This window comes from Streptomyces laurentii, from assembly GCF_040635425.1.
Classification (GTDB): domain Bacteria; phylum Actinomycetota; class Actinomycetes; order Streptomycetales; family Streptomycetaceae; genus Streptomyces; species Streptomyces laurentii.
In genome coordinates this window covers 1-20997 of record NZ_JBEYHT010000050.1, presented here as the reverse complement: position 1 = coordinate 20997, position 20997 = coordinate 1, and the positions used below count along the sequence as shown (strand labels likewise).

The 20997-nt window shown below is 70.1% G+C and carries 24 protein-coding genes, 1 tRNA gene and 1 riboswitch; of the genes, 10 read left to right on the top strand and 15 right to left on the bottom strand.

Features of this window, described 5'->3' with window-relative positions:
• The first annotated feature begins 261 nt into the window (after window positions 1–261).
• The gene (locus ABZ693_RS26445; RefSeq protein ID WP_359881968.1) at window positions 262–2727 is read left to right on the top strand and encodes a transglycosylase domain-containing protein; all 2466 of its coding nucleotides are present in this window, start codon (window positions 262–264) and stop codon (window positions 2725–2727) included.
• Here the strand turns inward: ABZ693_RS26445 and ABZ693_RS26440 are convergent.
• The 3 genes from ABZ693_RS26440 to ABZ693_RS26430 form a co-directional block, all read right to left on the bottom strand.
• Window positions 2705–3025, bottom strand: a complete 321-nt coding sequence (locus ABZ693_RS26440; RefSeq protein WP_359882061.1) for a DMT family transporter — start codon at window positions 3023–3025, stop codon at window positions 2705–2707. The genes ABZ693_RS26445 and ABZ693_RS26440 overlap by 23 nt on opposite strands.
• Window positions 3026–3060: 35 nt before the next feature.
• A riboswitch (guanidine-III (ykkC-III) riboswitch) is annotated at window positions 3061–3119 on the bottom strand.
• 84 nt (window positions 3120–3203) lie between these two features.
• Window positions 3204–3542 (bottom strand): GroES family chaperonin, encoded by a 339-nt coding sequence (locus ABZ693_RS26435; protein WP_359881966.1) that lies wholly within the window; start codon window positions 3540–3542, stop codon window positions 3204–3206.
• Window positions 3543–3628: 86 nt separating this feature from the next.
• Window positions 3629–3949: a DUF3618 domain-containing protein gene (locus ABZ693_RS26430; protein WP_359881965.1), complete on the bottom strand. Its 321-nt coding sequence runs from the start codon at window positions 3947–3949 to the stop codon at window positions 3629–3631.
• 140 nt (window positions 3950–4089) lie between these two features.
• Here ABZ693_RS26430 and bcp point away from each other — a divergent pair, with 140 nt between their 5' ends.
• The 4 genes from bcp to ABZ693_RS26410 all read left to right on the top strand — a co-directional run bounded on the left by bcp (window position 4090) and on the right by ABZ693_RS26410 (window position 6084).
• Window positions 4090–4557, top strand: a complete 468-nt coding sequence (bcp, locus tag ABZ693_RS26425) for a thioredoxin-dependent thiol peroxidase (RefSeq protein ID WP_359881963.1) — start codon at window positions 4090–4092, stop codon at window positions 4555–4557.
• 148 nt (window positions 4558–4705) lie between these two features.
• On the top strand, window positions 4706–5353 hold the full coding sequence (locus ABZ693_RS26420; RefSeq protein WP_359881960.1) for an HNH endonuclease: 648 nt from the start codon (window positions 4706–4708) through the stop codon (window positions 5351–5353).
• The gene (locus ABZ693_RS26415) at window positions 5350–5997 is read left to right on the top strand and encodes an HNH endonuclease (RefSeq protein WP_359881957.1); all 648 of its coding nucleotides are present in this window, start codon (window positions 5350–5352) and stop codon (window positions 5995–5997) included. Before ABZ693_RS26420 ends, ABZ693_RS26415 begins: the two co-directional genes overlap by 4 nt.
• Before the next feature lie 12 nt (window positions 5998–6009).
• Window positions 6010–6084: transfer RNA gene (locus tag ABZ693_RS26410), tRNA-Leu, on the top strand.
• Between the two features lie 50 nt (window positions 6085–6134).
• Here ABZ693_RS26410 and rdgB read toward each other — a convergent pair.
• The 4 genes from rdgB to ABZ693_RS26390 all read right to left on the bottom strand — a co-directional run bounded on the left by rdgB (window position 6135) and on the right by ABZ693_RS26390 (window position 8304).
• Complete coding sequence (gene rdgB, locus ABZ693_RS26405) at window positions 6135–6737, bottom strand: RdgB/HAM1 family non-canonical purine NTP pyrophosphatase (protein WP_359881955.1); 603 nt, start codon at window positions 6735–6737, stop codon at window positions 6135–6137.
• Window positions 6738–6744: 7 nt separating this feature from the next.
• Window positions 6745–7134: a hypothetical protein gene (locus tag ABZ693_RS26400; protein WP_359881952.1), complete on the bottom strand. Its 390-nt coding sequence runs from the start codon at window positions 7132–7134 to the stop codon at window positions 6745–6747.
• A 91-nt stretch (window positions 7135–7225) separates the two neighbouring features.
• On the bottom strand, window positions 7226–7957 hold the full coding sequence (rph, locus tag ABZ693_RS26395) for a ribonuclease PH (protein ID WP_359881950.1): 732 nt from the start codon (window positions 7955–7957) through the stop codon (window positions 7226–7228).
• A 113-nt stretch (window positions 7958–8070) separates the two neighbouring features.
• Window positions 8071–8304, bottom strand: coding sequence for a PTS sugar transporter subunit IIB (locus ABZ693_RS26390; RefSeq protein ID WP_359881948.1), 234 nt, complete (start codon window positions 8302–8304; stop codon window positions 8071–8073).
• Between the two features lie 203 nt (window positions 8305–8507).
• Here ABZ693_RS26390 and ABZ693_RS26385 point away from each other — a divergent pair, with 203 nt between their 5' ends.
• Both ABZ693_RS26385 and ABZ693_RS26380 read left to right on the top strand, forming a co-directional pair.
• Entirely contained in the window at window positions 8508–9815 is a 1308-nt protein-coding gene (locus ABZ693_RS26385; RefSeq protein ID WP_359881945.1) for a PTS transporter subunit EIIC, read from the top strand.
• Between the two features lie 413 nt (window positions 9816–10228).
• The gene (locus tag ABZ693_RS26380) at window positions 10229–11494 is read left to right on the top strand and encodes a PTS transporter subunit EIIC (RefSeq protein ID WP_359881943.1); all 1266 of its coding nucleotides are present in this window, start codon (window positions 10229–10231) and stop codon (window positions 11492–11494) included.
• Between the two features lie 181 nt (window positions 11495–11675).
• On the opposite strand, the gene ABZ693_RS26375 is transcribed toward ABZ693_RS26380, so the two are convergent.
• Complete coding sequence (locus tag ABZ693_RS26375) at window positions 11676–12428, bottom strand: MBL fold metallo-hydrolase (RefSeq protein WP_359881941.1); 753 nt, start codon at window positions 12426–12428, stop codon at window positions 11676–11678.
• A 208-nt stretch (window positions 12429–12636) separates the two neighbouring features.
• Between ABZ693_RS26375 and ABZ693_RS26370 the strand changes: the two genes are divergently transcribed.
• A complete protein-coding gene (locus tag ABZ693_RS26370; protein ID WP_359881939.1) occupies window positions 12637–13155 on the top strand; it encodes a type II toxin-antitoxin system PemK/MazF family toxin in 519 nt (172 codons plus the stop codon).
• A gap of 85 nt (window positions 13156–13240) precedes the next feature.
• Here the strand turns inward: ABZ693_RS26370 and ABZ693_RS26365 are convergent, their stop codons facing one another.
• From ABZ693_RS26365 to clpS, 7 genes are all read right to left on the bottom strand, one after another.
• The gene (locus ABZ693_RS26365) at window positions 13241–14191 is read right to left on the bottom strand and encodes a PLP-dependent cysteine synthase family protein (RefSeq protein ID WP_359881936.1); all 951 of its coding nucleotides are present in this window, start codon (window positions 14189–14191) and stop codon (window positions 13241–13243) included.
• 15 nt (window positions 14192–14206) lie between these two features.
• Complete coding sequence (locus tag ABZ693_RS26360; RefSeq protein ID WP_359881934.1) at window positions 14207–14485, bottom strand: MoaD/ThiS family protein; 279 nt, start codon at window positions 14483–14485, stop codon at window positions 14207–14209.
• 201 nt (window positions 14486–14686) lie between these two features.
• Window positions 14687–14806 (bottom strand): putative leader peptide, encoded by a 120-nt coding sequence (locus tag ABZ693_RS26355; protein WP_359881931.1) that lies wholly within the window; start codon window positions 14804–14806, stop codon window positions 14687–14689.
• A gap of 254 nt (window positions 14807–15060) precedes the next feature.
• Window positions 15061–15486 carry a M67 family metallopeptidase gene (locus ABZ693_RS26350; RefSeq protein ID WP_359881928.1) on the bottom strand — a complete coding sequence of 142 codons (426 nt, stop codon included), beginning with the start codon at window positions 15484–15486 and terminating at the stop codon, window positions 15061–15063.
• A 108-nt stretch (window positions 15487–15594) separates the two neighbouring features.
• A complete protein-coding gene (locus ABZ693_RS26345; RefSeq protein WP_359881925.1) occupies window positions 15595–17031 on the bottom strand; it encodes an amino acid permease in 1437 nt (478 codons plus the stop codon).
• A 522-nt stretch (window positions 17032–17553) separates the two neighbouring features.
• Window positions 17554–18264 (bottom strand): DUF2017 domain-containing protein, encoded by a 711-nt coding sequence (locus ABZ693_RS26340; RefSeq protein WP_359881923.1) that lies wholly within the window; start codon window positions 18262–18264, stop codon window positions 17554–17556.
• Window positions 18264–18578 carry an ATP-dependent Clp protease adapter ClpS gene (gene clpS / locus ABZ693_RS26335; protein WP_359881920.1) on the bottom strand — a complete coding sequence of 105 codons (315 nt, stop codon included), beginning with the start codon at window positions 18576–18578 and terminating at the stop codon, window positions 18264–18266. The genes ABZ693_RS26340 and clpS overlap by 1 nt, the downstream gene beginning before the upstream one ends.
• Before the next feature lie 101 nt (window positions 18579–18679).
• On the opposite strand from clpS, the gene ABZ693_RS26330 reads away from it, so the two are divergent.
• Both ABZ693_RS26330 and ABZ693_RS26325 read left to right on the top strand, forming a co-directional pair.
• The gene (locus tag ABZ693_RS26330; protein ID WP_435842547.1) at window positions 18680–20059 is read left to right on the top strand and encodes a nicotinate phosphoribosyltransferase; all 1380 of its coding nucleotides are present in this window, start codon (window positions 18680–18682) and stop codon (window positions 20057–20059) included.
• 214 nt (window positions 20060–20273) lie between these two features.
• Window positions 20274–20867 carry an isochorismatase family protein gene (locus ABZ693_RS26325; protein WP_359881917.1) on the top strand — a complete coding sequence of 198 codons (594 nt, stop codon included), beginning with the start codon at window positions 20274–20276 and terminating at the stop codon, window positions 20865–20867.
• The last annotated feature ends 130 nt before the right edge of the window (window positions 20868–20997 follow it).

Here is a 20997-nt window from a genome sequence, read left to right as displayed (position 1 = left end):
ACGCATACGGACGTATACGGACACACGCGGACATGCGGGCACACGAACATCCGGGGTGTCCCGACTTCCGGGCACCCCGAAATCCCGGCCCCCGCCACAGGACACCCCCGCGCAGACACGCGGACACACTCGCCCGTCGGAGCCGAAGCGCACGACCTTAGGGGGATTTCCCGTGCCGCCGCGACCGGTTTTCCCGCTTTACCGGGCCCCACGAAGGCAGTATGTGATGTTATGTCCTCTTCATCCGGTATGACCTTCGGAATGACCGGCGACGCACCACCCCCCGACCCCGCCGCCTGGGAGCCCCGCGACCCCACCGTCCCCGCGCCCGCCGCCGAAGGCCCGCCGTCCCCGCCCGACGGCCCCACCCCCCGGAACGGCAGGGGCCGCAAAGCCCGAAAGCCCCGCTCACGGCGCCGCCGGATCCTCCACGGCCTCCTCGCCGCGACCACCCTCGGCGCCCTACTCCTCCTCGGCACCCTCGTCGCCGGCTACCTCCTCGTCGACATCCCCGCCGCCAACGCCACCGCCGTCGCCCAGTCCAACGTCTTCCTCTACCGCGACGGCAGCACCCTCGCCCGCTCAGGTGACGTCGACCGCGAGAACGTCAGCCTCGCGCGCGTCCCCCTCACCGTCCAGCACGCCGTCTTCGCCGCCGAGGAACGCGACTTCCGCGACGCCCCCGCCGTCGACCCCCGCGCCATGCTCCGCGCCACCTGGAACACCCTGCGCGGCCGAGGCCGCCAATCCGGCTCCACCATCACCCAGCAGTACGTCAAGAACTACTACCTCGGCCAGGAACAGACCCTCACCCGCAAAGCCAAGGAGTTCTTCATCTCGCTGCGCGTCGGCCACGAGAAGACCAAGGACGAGATCCTCGAGGGCTACCTCAACACCAGCTACTTCGGCCGCAACGCCTACGGCATCCAGGCCGCCGCCCACGCCTACTACGGCAAGAACGCCAAGGACCTCGGCATCGCCGAAGGCGCGTACCTCGCCTCCCTCCTCAACTCCCCCAACGCCTACGACGTCGCCACCCACCCCGAGAACCGCGCCCGCGCCCTCGCCCGCTGGCGCTACGTCCTCGACGGCATGGTCAAGGAAGGCTGGCTGACCCCCGCCGCCCGCGACGCCGCCGCCTTCCCCACCCCCAAGCCCGTCCGCGCCACCGCCGGGCTCTCCGGGCAGCGCGGCTACCTCGTCCAGGCCGTCGAGCAGTACCTCGACGAGAACGGCGTCGTCGACGAGAAAACCTTCGCCGCCGGCGGCTTCCGCGTCACCACCACCCTCGACCCCGACCGCCAGCAGGCCCTCGCCGACGCCGTCGAGGAACGCGTCACCTCACGCCTCGACCCCGCCCGCAACCCCGCCGACCGCTGGGTACGCGTCGGCGGCGCCGCCATCGACCCCGCCACCGGCGACGTCGTCGCCCTCTACGGCGGCATCGACTACACCCGGCAGTACGTCAACAACGCCACCCGCCGCGACTACCAGGTCGGCTCCACCTTCAAGCCCTTCGTCCTCGCCACCGCCCTCCAACACGAGGCCCGGACCCAGGACGGCGAACCCATCACCCCCAACACCCTCTACAACGGCGACAACAAACGCCCCGTACGCGGCTGGACCGGCGCCCCCTACGACCCCGCCAACGAAGACGACACCAACTACGGCGACATCACCCTCTGCCAGGCCACCGACCAGTCCGTCAACGCCGTCTACGCCCAGCTCGCCGTCGACGCCGGCCCCGCCCGGGTCCGCCGGACCGCCGTCGACCTCGGCCTGCCCACCCGTACCCCCGACCTGACCGCCTCCCCCTCCATCGCCCTGGGCCCCGCCACCGCCAGCGTCCTCGACCTCACCCAGGCATATGCCACGCTCGCCAACCACGGCACCCACGGCACATACACCCTCGTCGCCAAGGTCACCCGCGACGGCACCGACCTCACCCTCCCCCGCGCCAAACACCCCGCACCCGTCCAGGCCCTCGGCCGCGAAGCCGCCGACACCACCACCTCCGTCCTGCGCGGGGTCGTCGACGACGGCACCGGAACCGCCGCGCTCACCGCCGGCCGGCCCGCCGCCGGCAAGACCGGCACCGCCGAGGACGACAAGGCCGCCTGGTTCGCCGGCTACACCCCCGACCTCGCCGCCGTCATCGCGATGATGGGCCAGGACCCCAAGACCGGACGCCAGCTCCCCCTCTACGGAGCCCTCGGACAACGCCGTATCAACGGCGGCGGCGCACCCGCCGAGATCTGGGGACGATTCGTCCGCGACGCCCTCGCCGACACCCCGCCCAAGGACTTCGACCTCCAGCTGATGGACGGCGCCGAACCTCCCGAGCCGAGCGCGAGCAGCCCAGCGGGCCAGGGACACGAAGGGCCCCAGCACGGCCCACGCGGCCGCGGCACGACACCAAACGGAGGACGAGGCGGCCAGGGACAGACACCGGGACAGAGCCCGGGACAGGTTCCGGGCCAGGGCCCGGGGCACACTCGGCCCGGCGGCCCCACACACCAGGAACCACCACGCCCGGCCCCCGCGCCCGTACCCGCCGAACCGGCCCCTCAACAACCCCCGCGGCCCGCACCCGACCAGCCGTACACCCCGTACCCGCCGCCGACCCCCGACGGACCCGACACGCCCGGCTCACCCGGCACGCCGGGCCTCCCCGGCACCACGCCGCAGCCGCAACAGCCGCCCGTCAGTGACCCGAGGTGGCTTTGAGCCCGACCACCGCCACCAGCAGCAGACAGACGAAGAAGATCCGGGCCGCCGTCGCCGGCTCCCCCAGCACGAACATCCCGTACACCGCCGCGCCCGCCGCGCCGATACCCACCCACACGCCATATGCCGTACCGATCGGCAGCGTCTTGGTGGCCTGCGCCAGCAACACCATCGACCCCACGATCCCCGCGATCGTGAACACACTCGGCCACAGACGGGTGAAACCCTCCGTGTACTTCATGCCGACCGACCAGCCGACTTCCAGCACACCGGCGACTATGAGAACGACCCAGGCCATGACGACCCACACCTCCACGAGACGGAACATCAACGGGTGCGTCGTCTTTGCGGAAACCCGGTACGGCGCGTCTCGTCGGGTGGTGAACCCAGGCTAGCAAAGAACGCGCGAAGGGCCTGGTGACCATGGTCACCAGGCCCTTCGCGTGAAAAGGCTCGTGCGGGCCGAGCAGGCCGGCTCAGAGATACAGACCCGTGGCACCCGAAGCGTCCTGGAAACGATCCGCCGCCACCGCGTGCAGATCCCGCTCCCGCATCAGCACATAGGCCACGCCCCGCACCTCGACCTCGGCACGGTCCTCGGGGTCGTACAGCACCCGGTCACCGATCTCGACGGTACGGACGTTCTGCCCGACCGCCACCACCTCGGCCCACGCCAGACGACGGCCGACGGCCGCGGTCGCCGGAATGAGGATGCCGCCACCCGAGCGCCGCTCCCCCTCGGGAGAGTCGGTCCGGACCAGGACCCGGTCGTGCAGCATCCGGATGGGCAGTTTGTCGTGCGTGTTGTCGCTCACGGTCCGAACCTACCTGCCCCGGCGTGTCGCCCGTACCCGGGACCGTACTCCGGCCCACACGGGCTTCCGACGGCCCTTACGAACCGCTACTTGTCCTTCTCCCGGCACGACATCGCGATCAGCCCCACCACGGCCACCGCGACCATCGCGGCCGGCACCACCCGGTCCATGCGGGGCGCGCCGTCGGCGTGCGTGAAGCGCGCCTTCACGTCCGAGACGACCCGGTTCACGGCGACGAACGCCCGCCCGGCGGTGTGGTCGACCTGAGCCGCGACCTTGGCCTTGGCGTCGCCGACGATCGTCTTCGGGTGCAGCCGAATGCCGATCTCGTCAAGCGTGACGGCGAGCTGTTCGCGCCGGCGGACGATGTCCGCCTCGATCTGCGCAGGGGTCCTGGCCTCCGACACCGCGCTGCCTCCGTAGTCCTGTTTTCCGGTCGTTTTTCCGGTCGTCGACAGACAGTCTGTCAGCTCGACCGCCGTCGGGTCGCCCCCGACCCCTACTAGGCTCTCATCGCGTACGCGAACATTCCCGAGGAGAGCCAGCCATGAGCGAGCGACTGCAGCCCGGCGACACCGCCCCCGCCTTCACCCTCCCCGACGCGGACGGCAAGGACGTCTCCCTCGCGGACCACAAGGGCCGCAAGGTCATCGTCTACTTCTACCCGGCCGCCCTGACCCCCGGCTGCACCAAGCAGGCCTGCGACTTCACCGACAACCTGGACCTCCTCACCGAGGCCGGCTACGACGTCATCGGCGTGTCCCCGGACAAGCCGGAGAAGCTCGCGAAGTTCCGCGAGAAGGAAAACCTCAAGGTCACGCTGGTCGGCGACCCGGAGAAGAAGATCCTGGAGGCGTACGGCGCCTTCGGCGAGAAGAAGCTCTACGGCAAGACGGTGACGGGCGTCATCCGCTCCACGATCGTCGTCGACGAGGACGGCAAGGTCGAGCACGCCTTCTACAACGTGAAGGCCACGGGCCACGTCGCCAAGATCATCCGCGACCTGGGCATCTGACCCGGGGCGCACCTGAACGGCCCACACCGCTCGAACAAGCGGTGTGGGCCGTTCCATTTCCCGAACGCGATATGACGTGACCGTCCGATATTCGAGTCGTTAGTCCGTACGAGGCCACGAACGGCCGGCTGGAGTCGGAGGGGGCCCGATGGGCACGAGCGCGTACACGAAGGAACGCCTGGAGGAGGCCGCGCGAGAAGCGCGGACGCTGACGGAGGCGCTGGAGCGGCTGGGGGTGGATCCGAAGAGCGGCTCACGCCGATATCTGCACGACCGCATGCGGAAGCTGGGCGTGGACACGTCCCACTTCGAACAGGAGGGGCTGCGGTGGACGCGGGAGGTACTGGAGGAGGCCGTGGCGGCTTCCACGAACATGTGCGAGGTACTGCGCAGGCTGGGCACTGAGGTCGTGGGCGGTCACCACACGCACATCAGCCGCCGGATCGAGGCATTCGGCATCGACACCTCGCATTTCGCAACGCCGCCCCGGACCGAGCGAATGCGGGACAACCGGCGTCGCCGAGCACCGGAGGAGATTCTGGTCGAGAACACCTCGGCCCACCCCCGGCGAGCCCGTGGCAACCGGCTCAGGAGCGTCATGCTGGAGATCGGCGTGAAGGAGCAATGCGCACTGTGCGGATTGACCGTGTGGCTCGGCAAACCGGTACCTCTGGAGGTGGATCACGTCGACGGAGACTGGCGAAACAACCAGATCGAGAACCTGCGATTGCTCTGCCCCAACTGTCACTCGGCAACGGATACCTATCGGGGTCGGAACAAAGGCCCTGTCCGGTGACGAGCGGCACGCAGTACACGCGCGAGCGGCTGGCGACAGCGGCCGCTCAGTGCGTGGACATCGACGAGGTCATCTCGTTCCTAGGGGCGAGGCCATACGCGAATCTGCCTCGGTACCTGATGCGGCGATTCGCCCACTTCGACATCGATGTCTCGCATTTCCCGGCCTTCGGCAGGGGCGTGCGGCCGGAGCCGAACCAACTGAGGGAGGCGGTCGCAGACTCCGTCTCGGTCAGGGAAGCCCTCGTCCGTTTGGGCCGGAAGGACAACTGTGCACAGCGTGAGAATCTCCGACGCTGGATCGCTGCCGACGGCCTGTCGACCGCCCACTTCCTGGGCCAGGCCCACCGCCTCGGCAAGCCGAGTCCGACCGCCAAAAGCCCGAACGATGTTCTGATCCTTCACGGCAACAAGCGCCGAACCACTACCAAGACTCTGCGCCGGGCTTTGTCCGCGCTCGGAGTGCCCGAAAAGTGCGCCGAGTGTGGGGTCGGCCCTGAGTGGCATGGCAGACCTATGACTCTGGAGATCGACCACATCAACGGGGACTGGCACGACGACCGACGCGAAAACCTGCGGCTGCTCTGCCCCAACTGCCATGCATTCACGGACACCTGGTGTCGTGGAGGCCAGCGGGTAGAGTAGGCATCGCTCCGTGCGCCCGTACGCCAACGGTGAGCGGCGATCTTTAGGTGGTCGCGTATATCGGTTCGAATCCGATCGGGCGTACCAAAGACGACGCCCCAGCACGCATCCAAGTGTCTGGGGCGTCGCCACGTCCGTCAGCCCAGCAGTTCGCGGACCACCGGGACCAGGGCCCTGAACGCCTGGCCGCGGTGGCTGATCGCGTTCTTTTCGGCCGGGGTCAGTTCGGCGCAGGTCACCGTGTGGCCGTCGGGCTGGAGGATCGGGTCGTAGCCGAAGCCGTTCGTGCCGGCCGGGGTGTGGCGGAGGGTGCCGGTGAGGCGGCCTTCGACGACTCGCTCCGTACCGTCGGGGAGGGCGAGGGCCGCGGCGCAGGCGAAGTGGGCGGCGCGGTGGGTGTCGTCGATGTCGGCGAGCTGGGCCAGGAGAAGGTCGAGGTTGGCCTTGTCATCGCCGTGGCGGCCGGCCCAGCGGGCGGAGAAGATGCCGGGGGCGCCGCCGAGGACGTCGACGCAGAGGCCGGAGTCGTCGGCGACGGCGGGCAGGCCGGTGGCCTGGGCGAGGGCGTGGGCCTTGAGGAGGGCGTTCTCCGCGAAGGTGACGCCGGTTTCCTTGACGTCGGGGATGTCGGGGTAGGCGTCCGCGCCGACGAGTTCGTGGTCGAGGCCTGCGTCGGCGAGGATCGCGTGGAGTTCGGTGATCTTGCCCGCGTTGCGGGTGGCGAGGATCAGACGGGTCATGCCCCGATTATCCGGGGGTGCAGACCTTGCCTATCTCGCCGGCCGCGTCGGTGACGGGCTTGAGGTCCGGGGTGGCGTCGCCGTTCTTGACGGCGGTGCGGACGGAGTCGACGCCCTTGGTGAGGTCGTCGACGGCCTTGGAGAGGTCGGCGTTGTCCGTCGTGTCCTTGAGCTTGCCGAGCTCGGTGTTGATGTCGTCGAGCGCCTGGTCGATCCGGGTCGGGTCGTCGGTGGCGTTGCCGACGGCCTGCTGGAGCTTGTCGACGGAGGTGGCTATGGCGTCGGCGGTCTTGACGCAGTCCACGGCCTTGTCGAGGGCTCCGCAGCCGGTGAGCGCGGTGAGTGCGGCTGTCGTGGTGATGGCGACTGCGAGGGCTGCGGTGCGGCGGCGCTTCACGGTTTCGGGTCCTCCCCCAACCTGACCTGCGAATGGACGGGGCGCACGGTTTCGACCCGTGCGCCCGTACTGCTTACGACGTCCCGGAGGCTCAGAGAGTTCCTTCGAGGGCCTTGCGCTGGAGGTCGGCGAGTTCGGCGCAGCCGCCGGAGGCGAGGTCGAGGAGCTTGTTGAGCTCGTCGCGGTCGAAGGGCTCGGCTTCGGCGGTGCCCTGGACCTCGACGAAGCGGCCGTCGCCGGTGCAGACGACGTTCATGTCGGTCTCGGCGCGGACGTCCTCCTCGTAGCAGAGGTCGAGGAGGGGGGTGCCGTCGACGATGCCGACGGAGACGGCGGAGACGGTGCCGGTGAGGGGCTTGCGGCCGGCCTTGACGAGCTTCTTGGACTGGGCCCAGGTGATGGCGTCGGCGAGGGCGACGTAGGCGCCGGTGATGGCGGCGGTGCGGGTGCCGCCGTCGGCCTGGAGGACGTCGCAGTCGAGGACGATGGTGTTCTCGCCGAGGGCCTTGTAGTCGATGACGGCGCGCAGGGAGCGGCCGATGAGGCGGGAGATCTCGTGGGTGCGGCCGCCGATCTTGCCGCGGACGGATTCGCGGTCGCCGCGGGTGTTGGTGGCGCGGGGGAGCATGGAGTATTCGCCGGTGACCCAGCCTTCGCCGCTGCCCTTGCGCCAGCGGGGGACGCCTTCGGTGACGGAGGCGGTGCAGAAGACCTTGGTGTCGCCGAAGGAGATGAGGACGGAGCCTTCGGCGTGCTTGCTCCAGCCGCGTTCGATGGTGACGGGGCGGAGCTGCTGGGGGGTACGGCCGTCGATGCGAGACATGGTCCGAGCCTAGTGGCATGTGGGGAAGGGCCCGTTCCCCTGCCGGAACGGGCCCTTCTGATACGGGCGGCGGGCTCGCATCGTGTCGTGTCACACCCGCTGGGGGACGGGTGTCACATCATGTCTTCGATCTCGCCGGCGATGGGGTCGGCGTCGGTGCCGATGACGACCTGGATCGCGGTGCCCATCTTGACGACGCCGTGGGCGCCGGCGGCCTTGAGGGCGGCTTCGTCGACGAGACTGGCGTCGGAGACCTCGGTGCGGAGGCGGGTGATGCAGCCTTCGACTTCTTCGATGTTGTCGATGCCGCCGAGCCCGGCGACGATCTTCTCAGCCTTGCTGGCCATGCGATTCTCCCTGTCCGTTCTGCGCACCGATGGTCCGCTTTGCCACGGTAACCCACGATTGGCCCAACCTCGCGCGCGCGTACCGCCGTTCTATCGAAAGATGACGATCACCGGCGGGCCATTCACGGGCGTCCTCCCGGAGCCTACCAACTGGTCTACACCAGTTTGCATCGCCAGCAGCCAGCCGCCCGGGAGGAATGCCGATGAGCAGCGCGAGCGCCGCCGCCGCAGCAGCACCTCGGAAGTCGAGGTGGGGCGGCTTCTTCCAGGGCCTGCAGAAGATGGGGCGCAGTCTGCAGCTGCCCATCGCCGTGCTTCCGGCGGCCGGGATCATCAACCGGCTCGGCCAGCCGGACGTGTTCGGCGACGAGGGTCTGGGCTGGACGGACGTCGCCAAGGTGATGGAGGCGGCGGGCGGCGCGCTGCTGGACGCGGATCTCGGTCTGCCGCTGCTGTTCTGCATCGGTGTGGCCATCGGGATGGCGAAGAAGGCGGACGGTTCGACGGCGCTGGCGGCGGTGGCGGGGTTCCTGGTCTACCGGGGGGTGCTGCACGCGTTCCCGAAGGCCTGCGCGATCGACGCGCAGGTGGTGAAGGGCGGCTGCCTGGACCTGAAGGGTGTGTTCACGGCGGACACGTTCCAGAATCCGGGGGTGTTCGGCGGCATCATCATGGGGCTGCTGGCGGCCTGGTTCTGGCAGCGGTTCCACCGGGTGCGGCTGGTCGACTGGCTCGGGTTCTTCAACGGCCGCCGGCTGGTGCCGATCATCATGGCGTTCGTCGGCATCCTGTTCGCGGCGCTGTGTCTGCTGGTGTGGCCGCCGATCGGGCGGGGGCTGGAGAACTTCAGCGACTGGCTGGTGGGGCTGGGGGCGTGGGGTTCGGGCATTTTCGGGGTGGCCAACCGCGCGTTGCTGGTGATCGGTCTGCATCAGTTCCTGAACGTGCCGATCTGGTTCCAGTTCGGGACGTACACGAAGCCGAACGGCGAGCAGGTGCACGGGGACATCTCGATGTTCCTGGCGGGTGACCCGAACGCGGGGCAGTTCCTCTCGGGCTTCTTCCCGATCATGATGTTCGCGCTGCCGGCGGCGGCGCTGGCGATGACGCACTGTGCGAAGCCGCACCGGCGCAAGGAGATCGGCGGCATGATGCTGTCGGTCGGTCTGACGTCGTTCGTGACGGGCATCACGGAGCCGATCGAGTACTCGTTCCTGTTCATCGCCCCGCTGTTGTACGCGATCCACGCGGTGCTGACGGGTGTGTCGATGGCGGTCACGTGGGGGCTCGGGGTGCACGACGGCTTCAGCTTCTCGGCGGGGCTGATCGACTACGTGATCAACTGGGGGCTCGCGACCAAGCCGTGGATGATCATCCCGATCGGCCTGGCCTTCGCCGTCGTCTATTACGCGATCTTCCGCTTCGCGATCACGAAGTTCGACCTCCATACGCCGGGGCGCGAGCCGGAGGAGGTGGAGGCGGAGATGGAGGGCGGCGTCATCAAGGCATGACGGTTCAGGCGCCGCACCGCTTCCATCAGGGCATATGCCCAGCCGCACCCCCTACCGCGCCCCGCCGCCCTCCCCCTGCGTCACGGGCCTCCGGGCATATGCCGCCCTTCCCGACAGGACCGGCCCGCGCGGCACCGGCCCCGACCCGCGAACGCCGCCTCCCCCAGGCCCTCGGACCTCATGGTCCGGGGGCCTTTCGTCATATGCCCGGGAGGCAGGGGCGGGGCCTGCCGGGCCATGACGGAGCGCACAGATTTCACAGGTTCCTTATCTATGCCCCGCGTGTTACAACTGGTCTACACCAGTCACTGGTTTAGACCATGCGGTCCAGACCACTGGGTGCCCCGAGACGCCGCCGTCCCCCCTTCATTCCTGTCCCCGGGCGGCGCCTTGCCGCCTACAGGAGGAAGTTGATGAGTACGGCCACCGCCCCGGCCGCCGCTCCCGCGAAGAAGCGCGGAGCCGGCCTGTTCCAGGGCCTGCAGAAGGTCGGCCGCAGCCTGCAGCTGCCCATCGCCGTCCTGCCGGCCGCGGGCATTCTGCTCCGCCTCGGCCAGCCCGACGTGTTCGGCAAGGACGGCCTCGGCTGGGACAAGGTCGCGTCGGTCTTCAGCAATGCCGGCGACGCGGTCTTCAGCAATCTGCCGCTGCTGTTCTGCGTCGGCATCGCCATCGGCTTCGCCAAGAAGGCCGACGGCTCCACCGCGCTCGCCGCGCTCGTGGGCTTCCTGGTCTACAGCAAGGTGCTCCAGTCGTTCCCGGTCACCGAGGCCGTGGTCAACACGACCGAGAACAACGGTGTCGACGTCGCCGCGACGTACAACGACCCCAAGGTCCTCGGCGGCATCGTCATGGGTCTGCTGGCCGCCGTCGTCTGGCAGCGGTTCCACCGCACCAAGCTGGTCGACTGGCTCGGCTTCTTCAACGGCCGCCGGCTCGTCCCGATCCTCATGGCCTTCGTCGGCACGCTCATGGGTGTCTTCTTCGGCCTCGTCTGGGAGCCGGTCGGCAACGTCATCACCGACTTCGGCAACTGGATGACCGGTCTCGGCGCCGCCGGCGCGGGCATCTTCGGTGTCGTCAACCGCGCTCTGCTGCCCGTCGGCATGCACCAGTTCGTGAACACCGTCGCCTGGCAGGAGATCGGCTCCTTCAAGGACGCCTCCGGCGCCCTGTGGCACGGCGACCTGCCGCGCTTCTTCCACGGTGACCCGACCGCCGGTCAGTTCATGTCAGGCTTCTTCCCGATCATGATGTTCGCGCTGCCCGCCGCGGCCCTCGCGATCACGCACTGCGCCCGCCCCGAGCGCCGCAAGGCCGTCGGCGGCATGATGATGTCCCTCGCGCTGACCTCGTTCGTCACCGGCATCACGGAGCCGATCGAGTTCGCGTTCATGTTCATCGCCCCGCTCCTCTACGTGATCCACGCGGTCCTGACCGCCGTCTCGATGGCCGTCACCTGGGCGCTCGGCGTGCACCACGGCTTCAGCTTCTCGGCCGGCGCGATCGACTACCTCCTCAACTGGAACCTGGCGACCAAGCCCTGGCTGATCATTCCGATCGGCCTGGTCTTCGCGGTGGTCTACTACGTGGTCTTCCGCTTCGCGATCACCAAGTTCAACCTCACCACCCCGGGCCGCGAGCCCGAGGAGGAGGTCGAGGACCTCACCAAGGCGTGAGCCCCGGCCCCACCCCGTACGACGGAAGGCCCCGGAACCCAAGATCAGGGTTCCGGGGCCTTCCCCGTATCCGGGCAGTCATATGCCCGCACAGCCGTATGTCCGTACGCCCGCCCGTAGCTGCGCACACCCGCCCTGTACGCACGCCTGTGCGCCCGTACCCGTACGGGAGGGACAGGGGTCAGAGTGCGTAGACCGCGCCCGCCCGGGCCAGCTCCGCCGGGCCGTCGAACACCGCGCGCGCGTCCGCCAGGTTCCGCTCGCCGTCCGTCCACGGCGGGATGTGGGTGAGGACGAGCCGGCCCACCCCGGCCCGCGCCGCGTGGACGCCGGCCTCGCGGCCGTTGAGGTGCAGCTCCGGAACGTCCTCTTTGCCGTAGGTGAAGGACGCCTCGCACAGGAAGAGGTCGGTTCCCTCGGCCAGCGAGTGCAGCGCGTCGCAGGCGCCGGTGTCGCCGGAGTAGGTGAGCGAACGGCCGCCGTGCTCCAGGCGGATGCCGTACGCCTCGACCGGGTGGCACACCTGCTCCGTACGGACGGAGAACGGGCCGATCTCGAACGAGCCCGAGGTCAGCGTCCGGAAGTCGAAGACCTCGCCCATCGCGCCGGGGGACGGCGTGTCGTCGTAGGCCGCGGTCAGCCGCTGCTCCGCGTCCGCGGGCGCGTAGACCGGGATCGGCTCGGACCGGCCGCCGTCGTGGCGGTAGTAACGGGCGACGAAGTAGCCGCACATGTCGATGCAGTGATCGGCGTGCAGATGGCTGAGGAAGATCGCGTCGAGGTCGTACAGCCCGATGTGACGCTGCAGCCCGCCCAGGGCGCCGTTGCCCATGTCGAGGAGCAGCCGGAAGCCGTCGGCCTCGACGAGGTAGCTCGAGCAGGCCGATTCCGCGGACGGGAACGACCCGGAGCAGCCGACGACGGTGAGCTTCATGAAGCGTGAACCTCCGGAGAACGGGAGCGGAATGCGCGCTGGGGGGAGGTCGTGCGGTCTTACGGGTCTGACGAGGGTACGGCGCGTGGCGGGCGGGCGGTCCGTCGTGGCGGCCCGTTGTGGGCGAACTCACGGGCTCTGTCACCGGTTCGGATGGTTGGCGGGGTGCCTCGGTGTCGCGGCCGGACGGCGGGTAGCGTCCTGCGCTATGGACACGTTGTGGGGGCCCGCGCTGGCCGGGGTGGTACTGCTCGCGTTCGTCGTGACCCTCGTCGACGGGCGGCGCCGGCTGGGCCGCCGGCGGCCGGGCCGCGGGCGCGGTCCGGAGCGCGGCCGGGGTCCGGAGCGGACGCGTCCGCCGGGCCGGCCGAAGGGGTCGACGGCACCGGCGGCGCCGGGCCGCGCGGGCGCGGAGCGGCTGCCGCGGGCGGGCGAGATCTGGTGGGCGGAGGTCCCGTACGAGGACGGGCCGGGCGCCAAGGACCGGCCGTGTCTGGTGCTCGCGCGGCGCGGTGACCGCGTCCTGGTCGCGAAGATCACCAGCAAGCTCCATGCCGAGCGGCCCGGGGTGATCGCGCTGCCGCCGGGTTCGGTGGGGGACGCGCGGGGGCGGCAGAGCTTCCTGGAGACGGACGAACTGCGGGAGGTCCCGGCGTCGGGCTTCCGCCGTCAGGCGGGAAAGGCGGACCCGGCCCTGTGGGACCGGGTCCGCCATCTGGCGCGCTGACCACGGGCGCGCGAGCCGTCCACGCGCCGGCCGTTCGCGCACCGGCCGTTCGCGCACCGGCCGCCGGTACGGGACCGGCTCGGGCTCACGCCCAGAGCTGGTCTCGCATGGTGGCGATGGCCTCTTCCGTCGTGGCGGCGGTGTAGACGCCGGTCGACAGGTACTTCCAGCCGCCGTCGGCGACGACGAAGACGATGTCGGCGCTCTCGCCGGCCTTGAGCGCCTTGCGGCCGACGCCGATGGCCGCGTGCAGGGCGGCGCCGGTGGAGACGCCCGCGAAGATGCCCTCCTGCTGGAGGAGTTCGCGGGTGCGGGTGACGGCGTCGGCGGAGCCGACGGAGAACCGGGTGGTGAGGACGGAGGCGTCGTACAGCTCGGGGACGAAGCCCTCGTCGAGGTTGCGCAGGCCGTAGACGAGGTCGTCGTAGCGCGGTTCGGCGGCGACGATCTTGACGTCGGGCTTGTGTTCGCGCAGGTAGCGGCCGACGCCCATGAGGGTGCCGGTGGTGCCGAGGCCCGCGACGAAGTGGGTGATGGACGGCAGGTCGGCGAGGATCTCGGGGCCGGTGGTGGCGTAGTGCGCGCCGGCGTTGTCCGGGTTGCCGTACTGGTAGAGCATCACCCAGTCCGGGTGCTGCTCGGCAAGCTCCTTGGCGACCCGGACGGCGGTGTTGGAGCCGCCCGCCGCCGGGGACGGGACGATCTCGGCTCCCCACATGGCGAGCAGCTGGCGGCGCTCCTCGCTGGTGTTCTCCGGCATGACGCAGACGATGCGGTAGCCCTTGAGCTTGGCCGCCATGGCGAGCGAGATGCCGGTGTTGCCGCTGGTGGGTTCGAGGATGGTGCAGCCGGGGGTGAGCCGGCCGTCCTTCTCGGCCTGCTCGATCATGTGGAGCGCGGGGCGGTCCTTGACCGAGCCGGTGGGGTTGCGGTCCTCCAGCTTGGCCCAGACGCGGACGTCGTCCGACGGGGAGAGGCGGGGCAGCCGGACGAGGGGCGTGTTGCCGACCGCCGCCAGCGGGGAGTCGTAACGCATGGGAATCCGGTCCGATCAGGCCATGCCGCCGGCCACGGCCGGGAGGATGGTCACGTTGTCGCCGTCGGCGAGCTTGGTGTCGATGCCGTCGAGGAAGCGGACGTCCTCGTCGTTGAGGTAGACGTTCACGAAGCGGCGGAGCTTGGCGTCCTCGACGATGCGGGCCTGGATGCCGGTGTGGCGGGACTCGAGGTCGGCGAGGAGCTGGGCGAGGGTGTCGCCCTGGCCCTCGACGGCCTTGGCGCCGTCGGTGTAGGTGCGGAGGATGGTCGGAATGCGGACCTCGATGGCCATGATGTGGACTCCTGGGTCGGAAGGCGGGGCAGGTGGCGGGGCGGGGCGTGCGGGGCAGGCGCGCGGCGCGGCCCCGCGGGGGGCGCGGTGCCGGAGTACGGGTACGGGGTGACCGGTTACGGGTGCGGGGTGCTGCTGCTGGGGTGCTGCCGCGGGATCGGGCTCGGCCGGCGGGCGGCGCTCAGGGGCGCCGTACGGCGGTCAGAGCGCGGCGCGGGGCGGACACATCGCGCTGGCGAGACGGCACAGGTCGACGTGCAGGCGCGCGACGAGCAGCAGGGGTGCGCTCGGCGTCTTTTCGCTCACGTCGTGGGAAACCATGCGGACATCGTATCGATTCCCGGTCCGGGTTCCGGAATGTGATCTCACATGACGGACTGATCACGTTCGTCTGTCGGACCGGGCGGGCGATCGGGCAGGTGGGCGCGGGGTACGGGTACGGGCGCCGCACCCGCCCGTACGGCTTGATCACCGCGTACGGCCGCTCGTACGGGCATATGCGCACCGCTTGAGCGGCCTACGCGGCTCCGGAAGTGACGTCGGAAGCGGGGTCGGAAGCGGGGTCGGGCGTCCGGTCAGGCATATGCCTCGACGATCTTGACCTCCTCCTCCGTCACGACCCCCTCGACGATCGTGTACGAGCGGAACTGGAAGGGTCCGGCGTCGTCCGTGTCCGCGGTGGAGACCAGGACGTAGTGGGCCTGCGGCTCGTTGGCGTAGCTGATGTCGGTACGGGACGGGTAGGCCTCGGTCGCCGTGTGCGAGTGGTAGACGATCACGGGCTCCTCGTCCCGGTCGTCCATCTCGCGGTAGAGCTTGAGCAGGTCGTGCGAGTCGAACTCGTAGAAGGTGGGCGAGCGCGCCGCGTTCAGCATGGGGATGAAGCGCTCGGGGCGGCCCGTGCCGGCCGGTCCCGCGACCACGCCGCATGCCTCGTCGGGGTGGTCCGCGCGGGAGTGTTCCACGATCTGGTCGTACAGGGCCCGGGTGATGGTCAGCATGCCGACAGGATAAGCCGACGGGCCGCCCCGTACCGGAGAGTGGTACGAAACGGCCCGCATGTTGAGAATCCGCAGGTCAAAGCAGGTGTACGCGCAGGGGAGTCAGGACTACGACCGCTTGGCGAAGGCGGCGGACTCCGGGTTGCGGGCCTTCAGGACCAGGTACGAGACCAGGAGCAGCAGGCCCCACAGCGGCGCGCAGTACAGCGAGACGCGGGCGTCCTTGTCGAGGGCCATCATCACGATCACCATGCCGATGAAGGCGAGGGCGACGATGCTGGCCCAGATGCCGCCGGGGGCCTTGAAGGGCGACTCGGCCAGGAGGCCCTGGTCGGCCTTGCGGCGGTAGCGGACATGGCAGACGAGGATGACGATCCAGGCCCACATGCCGGAGATGGTGGCGAAGGAGACGACGTAGTTGAAGGCGTCGCCGGGCCACTGGTAGTTGACCCAGACGCCGACCATCATCAGCGCGGCGGAGAACGTGGTGCCGACCAGTGGGGTACCGCTCTTCGTCAGCTTGGTGAAGAAGGCCGGGCCCTGGCCGTTGAGCGCGAGGTCACGCAGCATGCGGCCGGTGGAGTACATGCCGGAGTTGCAGGACGAGAGCGCGGCCGTCAGGACGACGAAGTTGACGATGGCGGCGCCGATCCCGAGGCCCATCTTCTCGAAGGCGTGGACGAACGGGGAGACGCCCGGCTCGAACTCGGTCCACGGGACGACCGACAGGATCATGATCAGCGCGCCGACGTAGAAGACGGCGATGCGCCACGGCACGGTGTTGATGGCCTTGGGCAGGACGGTCTTCGGGTCCTTCGACTCGCCCGCGGTGACGCCGACCAGCTCGACGGCGAGGAAGGCGAACATGACCATCTGGAGGGTCATGAGGGTGTTGCCGATGCCGTTCGGGAAGAAGCCGCCCTGGTCCCACAGGTGGGTGACCGACGCGGTGTCGCCGGCGTCGGAGAAGCCGAGGGTGAGGATGCCGGCGCAGATGAGGATCATGCCGACGATCGCGGTGACCTTGACCATCGAGAACCAGAACTCCAGCTCGCCGAAGAGCTTCACGGAGATCAGGTTCGCGCCGTAGAGGACGAAGGTGAAGACGAGGGCGGACAGCCACTGCGGGATGTTCCACCAGTACGTCATGTAGGTGGCCGCGGCGGTGACCTCGGTGATGCCGGTGACGACCCAGAACAGCCAGTACGTCCAGCCGGTCACGAAGCCGGCGAAGGGGCCGATGAACTGCCGCGCGTACTCCGAGAAGGAACCGGAGACGGGGCGGTACATGAGCAGCTCGCCGAGCGCCCGCATGATGAAGAAGATGACGAGGCCCGCGATCGCGTACGCGAGGATGAGGCTCGGTCCCGCCTTGGAAATACCCTTGCCCGCGCCCAGGAAGAGACCGGTGCCGATGGCGCCGCCGATCGCGATCATCTGGATCTGGCGGGCGCCGAGTGCCCGGTGATACCCCTCGCCCGCCGCGGAGTCCGATTCCGCCGCCTCGATGCCCTCGGGCTGAGTGCCGACCTGCGCTGAGGTCATGGTGGTGCGCCTTTCTCCATGCCGATCCGCGCTGCAGCTCATGGGCTGCGTCGTGCCGCGGACCAGGTCCTGATCCCCCCGGATATGGATGGAGTGCCACCGGCGGTCAGCCGGTCGAAGCGCCCCCGGGGACAAGGGTGGCGTCCCTGGGTGGTCGTGAAGATCTATCACGGGGGTGACGCCGATCGACGATCGATCGCGTGATCTGCGCCACAGAGAAATGTGGACAAAGGTGACCCAAGACGGCAAGGGGGTCACTTGAATAACGTATTCGTTATCCGGATTTGAGCGTCCGCTGAGCGAACACGCAAGGCGGGAGCGGGGCCCGGAGGCCGGCCTGGCGGCTCAGGGCCGGATGGGCGACGGGTCGGGTGCCGCGTCGGACGCGGGGGACGGCGGGGCGCCGGAGCGCCCTGATGGCGGAGCCCTTCGGGTTCCCGGCACCGCGACCGGGTGCCCCGCGGAGCTCCGTGCCGCGCGACACGGCCCCGGCGGGATCCCGCCGGGGCCGGAAGTCGGCCGTTAGGCCATCAGGGTCTCGACGAGGGTCTCCTGGAGACCGCCGAGCCAGAGGTACGCCATCACCATCGGCTTGGTCGGATCGGAGTCGGGCAGCCGGTACAGCCGCTCGCTCTGCTCGTCCTCGGTGATGTCGAGCCGGGAGGCGATGGTCAGCCGCAGGTCATTGAGGGTGCCGAGCCAGGCGCGGGAGCCCTCCGGGGCGAGTTCGAGGATTCCGCCGCCCTCGCCGCCGTCCCCGTTCCCGTTCCCGTCCCCGTCCCCGTCCGCGTCGCCGGCCTTGCCCTCGCCCGCGCCGAGCCCCTCACCGAGCCCCTCACCGGGCCCTCCACCGAACCCCTTGCCGCCGTCGCCGGAGGCGATCGACGAGGACAGCTCGTCGAGGCTGCGGACCACGGCGAGCGCGTCCTGGCGCTTGCGCGCGCGCAGGTCGTTCTCGGTGAAGCGGCGGAAGTCGGCGGCGGCCTGGCGCAGCTCGTCGGTGTCGTCGGCGTACGCGTCGGGGAAGAGCCGGCGCAGCGCCGGGTCGGCGGGCGGCTCGCTCGGGCCTTCGGCGAACAGCGCGGCCAGCGGGTCCTCGCCCTCGGCGGGCTCGTCGCCGGGGCCGATCAGCTCCAGGAGCTGGACCGCGAGCGAGCGCAGGATGGAGATCTCGACCTCGTCGAGCGCGACGGCGGCGCCGCCGCCCGGGCGCGCCTCGAACCTCCCCGCCATCAGCCGCGGTCCTGCGAGAGGGTCGCCCAGAGCCCGTAGCCGTGCATCGCCTGCACGTCCCGTTCCATCTCCTCGCGGGTGCCGCTGGAGACCACCGCGCGGCCCTTGTTGTGCACATCGAGCATCAGCTTGTGCGCCTTGTCCTTGGAGTAACCGAAGTACGCCTGGAAGACGTAGGTGACATAGCTCATCAGGTTCACCGGGTCGTTGTGCACCAGGGTCACCCAGGGCACGTCCGGTTCGACGACTGCGGAGACCTCCTCGGCCGACTCGGTCCGCTCGATCTCGATAGGCGCAACGCTCACGTGGCCCATGCTGCCACTTGAGGCGACCCGTCGCACAAACGGGTCACCCTCCGGGAGCCGCGCCACCCCACTATTCGTCAGTATGACGAATAGTGCGCTAGCATCATCGTATGAACGCTGCTGACCTTGGGCTGCGAAACGACGAAGCGCGCGACGCGCACGCGTTGAAGAGCGGCATCGGCCTGCCGGTCGACGTCCCGTCGACCGCGCTCTTCACCGACCAGTACGAGTTGACCATGCTCCAGGCCGCCCTCCGGGCCGGCACCGCGGACCGCCGGTCCGTCTTCGAGGTCTTCACCCGCCGGCTGCCCGAGGGGCGGCGTTACGGCGTGCTCGCCGGCGTCGGCCGCGTCCTGGACGCCGTCGAGAACTTCCGTTTCGACGCCGGCGTGCTCGGCTTCCTGCGCGAGCAGGGCATCGTCGACGAGCCGACGCTGGAATGGCTGGCCGGCTACCGCTTCTCCGGCGACATCCGGGGCTACCCCGAGGGCGAGGTGTACTTCCCCGGCTCGCCGGTCCTGCGCGTCGAGGGCACCTTCGCCGAGTGCGTCCTCCTGGAGACGGTGATCCTCTCCATCCTCAACCACGACTCGGCCATCGCCGCCGCCGCGTCCCGCATGTCGGCCGCCGCCGGCGGGCGCCGGCTCATCGAGATGGGCGCCCGGCGCACCCACGAACTGGGCGCCGTCGCCTGCGCCCGCGCCGCCTACGTGGGCGGCTTCGACTCCACCTCCGACCTCGCTGCGGGCTTCCGCTACGGCATCCCGACCGTCGGCACCTCCGCGCACGCCTTCACCCTGCTGCACGACACCGAGCGCGACGCCTTCCAGGCCCAGGTCGACTCGCTGGGCAACGGCACCACGCTGCTCGTCGACACCTACGACGTGGCCGAGGCCGTCCGTACCGCCGTCGAGGTGGCGGGCACCGGCCTCGGCGCGGTCCGCATCGACTCCGGCGACCTGCTGCTTGTCGCCCACCGGGTACGGGCGCAGCTCAACGAACTCGGCGCGCACGACACCCGGATCGTGGTCACCTCCGACCTCGACGAGTACGCCATCGCCTCGCTGGCCGCCGCGCCGGTCGACGCGTACGGGGTGGGCACCCAGCTCGTCACCGGCAGCGGGCACCCGACCTGCTCCATGGTCTACAAGCTGGTCGCCCGGGCCGACTCGGCCGATCCGAAGGCGCCGCTGACGCCGGTCGCCAAGAAGTCGGTGGGCGGCAAGGTGTCCGTTGGCGGGCGCAAGTGGGCCGCCCGCCGGACGGACGCGGACGGGATCGCCGAGGCCGAGGTCGTCGGCACCGGACCGGTGCCGCCCGAGCTGGTCGACAAGCAGCTTCTGATTCCCCTGGTCAAGGGCGGTGACGTGGTGGCCCGCGAGCCCCTGGAGACGGCCCGCGCCCGGCACATCGCGGCGCGCGCGGGGCTGCCGATGTCGGCGATCCAGCTGTCGCGGGGCGAGCCGGTGCTGCCGACGGAGTACGCGTGAGGGCTGCCGCGCGCCCGGCCTCCTGAACCCGGCCTCCTGAACTCCGCGTCCGAACTCCGCGTCCGAACCCCGCGTCCGAACCCCGCGCGGCTGATCCGGATCGCGCCTCCCCCTCCCGCCCGGAGGGGGAAGTACCTAGGCTCGGAACCGGCCCCGACCAGGCCCGCCCGAGCACCTTCGGGCACCCTCCCCCACACCGCGAAGGACACCCGCCATGCACCGCGCTTTGATCGTTGTGGACGTTCAGAACGACTTCTGCGAGGGCGGCAGCCTCGCGGTGACGGGCGGCTCCGACGTCGCGGCCGCCATCACCGAGCTGGTCGGCGAGGCGGCCGGGGCCGCGTACCAGCACGTCGTCGCCACCCGCGACCACCACGTCGCCCCGGGCGAGCACTTCTCGTCGCACCCGGACTACGTCGCCACCTGGCCCCGGCACTGCGTGGCCGGCACCGAGGGCGTCGGTTTCCACCCGAACTTCGCGCCCGCCGTCGCGGGCGGCGCGGTCGACGCCGTCTTCGACAAGGGCGCGTACGAGGCCGCGTACAGCGGATTCGAGGGACGCGACGAGAACGGCAGCACGCTCGCCGAGTGGCTGCGCGCCCGCCACGTCACCGAGGTCGACGTCGTCGGCATCGCCACCGACCACTGTGTGCGCGCCACCGCCCTGGACGCGGCCCGCGAGGGCTTCCGCACCCACGTCCTGCTCGACCTGACGGCGGGCGTGGCACGGGAGACCACGGACCGGGCCCTGGAGGAGCTGCGCGCGGCGGGCGTGGAGCTGACCGGAAGCCCGGTCGTCTCCGCGTAGACCCTGATCAGCCCCCGAGAGGCGCCGGACAGGTCCTAGGGCGTGTGTCGAAAGTCCCTCCTGGCCTGCGACGCCTGGCACGCACGCTCGCTGCGTTGTCGGAGTCATCCAAGTACGTCCAGTACGAGGA

Coding starts and splice junctions, on each gene's coding strand:
- ABZ693_RS26445 (WP_359881968.1), top strand. CDS start 262: ATGACCGGCGACGCACCACCCCCCGACCCCGCCGCCTGGGAGCCCCGC.
- ABZ693_RS26440 (WP_359882061.1), bottom strand. CDS start 3,025: ATGGCCTGGGTCGTTCTCATAGTCGCCGGTGTGCTGGAAGTCGGCTGG.
- bcp (WP_359881963.1), top strand. CDS start 4,090: ATGAGCGAGCGACTGCAGCCCGGCGACACCGCCCCCGCCTTCACCCTC.
- ABZ693_RS26420 (WP_359881960.1), top strand. CDS start 4,706: ATGGGCACGAGCGCGTACACGAAGGAACGCCTGGAGGAGGCCGCGCGA.
- rdgB (WP_359881955.1), bottom strand. CDS start 6,737: ATGACCCGTCTGATCCTCGCCACCCGCAACGCGGGCAAGATCACCGAA.
- rph (WP_359881950.1), bottom strand. CDS start 7,957: ATGTCTCGCATCGACGGCCGTACCCCCCAGCAGCTCCGCCCCGTCACC.
- ABZ693_RS26390 (WP_359881948.1), bottom strand. CDS start 8,304: ATGGCCAGCAAGGCTGAGAAGATCGTCGCCGGGCTCGGCGGCATCGAC.
- ABZ693_RS26385 (WP_359881945.1), top strand. CDS start 8,508: ATGAGCAGCGCGAGCGCCGCCGCCGCAGCAGCACCTCGGAAGTCGAGG.
- ABZ693_RS26380 (WP_359881943.1), top strand. CDS start 10,229: ATGAGTACGGCCACCGCCCCGGCCGCCGCTCCCGCGAAGAAGCGCGGA.
- ABZ693_RS26375 (WP_359881941.1), bottom strand. CDS start 12,428: ATGAAGCTCACCGTCGTCGGCTGCTCCGGGTCGTTCCCGTCCGCGGAA.
- ABZ693_RS26370 (WP_359881939.1), top strand. CDS start 12,637: ATGGACACGTTGTGGGGGCCCGCGCTGGCCGGGGTGGTACTGCTCGCG.
- ABZ693_RS26365 (WP_359881936.1), bottom strand. CDS start 14,191: ATGCGTTACGACTCCCCGCTGGCGGCGGTCGGCAACACGCCCCTCGTC.
- ABZ693_RS26360 (WP_359881934.1), bottom strand. CDS start 14,485: ATGGCCATCGAGGTCCGCATTCCGACCATCCTCCGCACCTACACCGAC.
- ABZ693_RS26355 (WP_359881931.1), bottom strand. CDS start 14,806: ATGGTTTCCCACGACGTGAGCGAAAAGACGCCGAGCGCACCCCTGCTG.
- ABZ693_RS26350 (WP_359881928.1), bottom strand. CDS start 15,486: ATGCTGACCATCACCCGGGCCCTGTACGACCAGATCGTGGAACACTCC.
- ABZ693_RS26345 (WP_359881925.1), bottom strand. CDS start 17,031: ATGACCTCAGCGCAGGTCGGCACTCAGCCCGAGGGCATCGAGGCGGCG.
- ABZ693_RS26340 (WP_359881923.1), bottom strand. CDS start 18,264: ATGGCGGGGAGGTTCGAGGCGCGCCCGGGCGGCGGCGCCGCCGTCGCG.
- clpS (WP_359881920.1), bottom strand. CDS start 18,578: ATGGGCCACGTGAGCGTTGCGCCTATCGAGATCGAGCGGACCGAGTCG.
- ABZ693_RS26330 (WP_435842547.1), top strand. CDS start 18,680: ATGAACGCTGCTGACCTTGGGCTGCGAAACGACGAAGCGCGCGACGCG.
- ABZ693_RS26325 (WP_359881917.1), top strand. CDS start 20,274: ATGCACCGCGCTTTGATCGTTGTGGACGTTCAGAACGACTTCTGCGAG.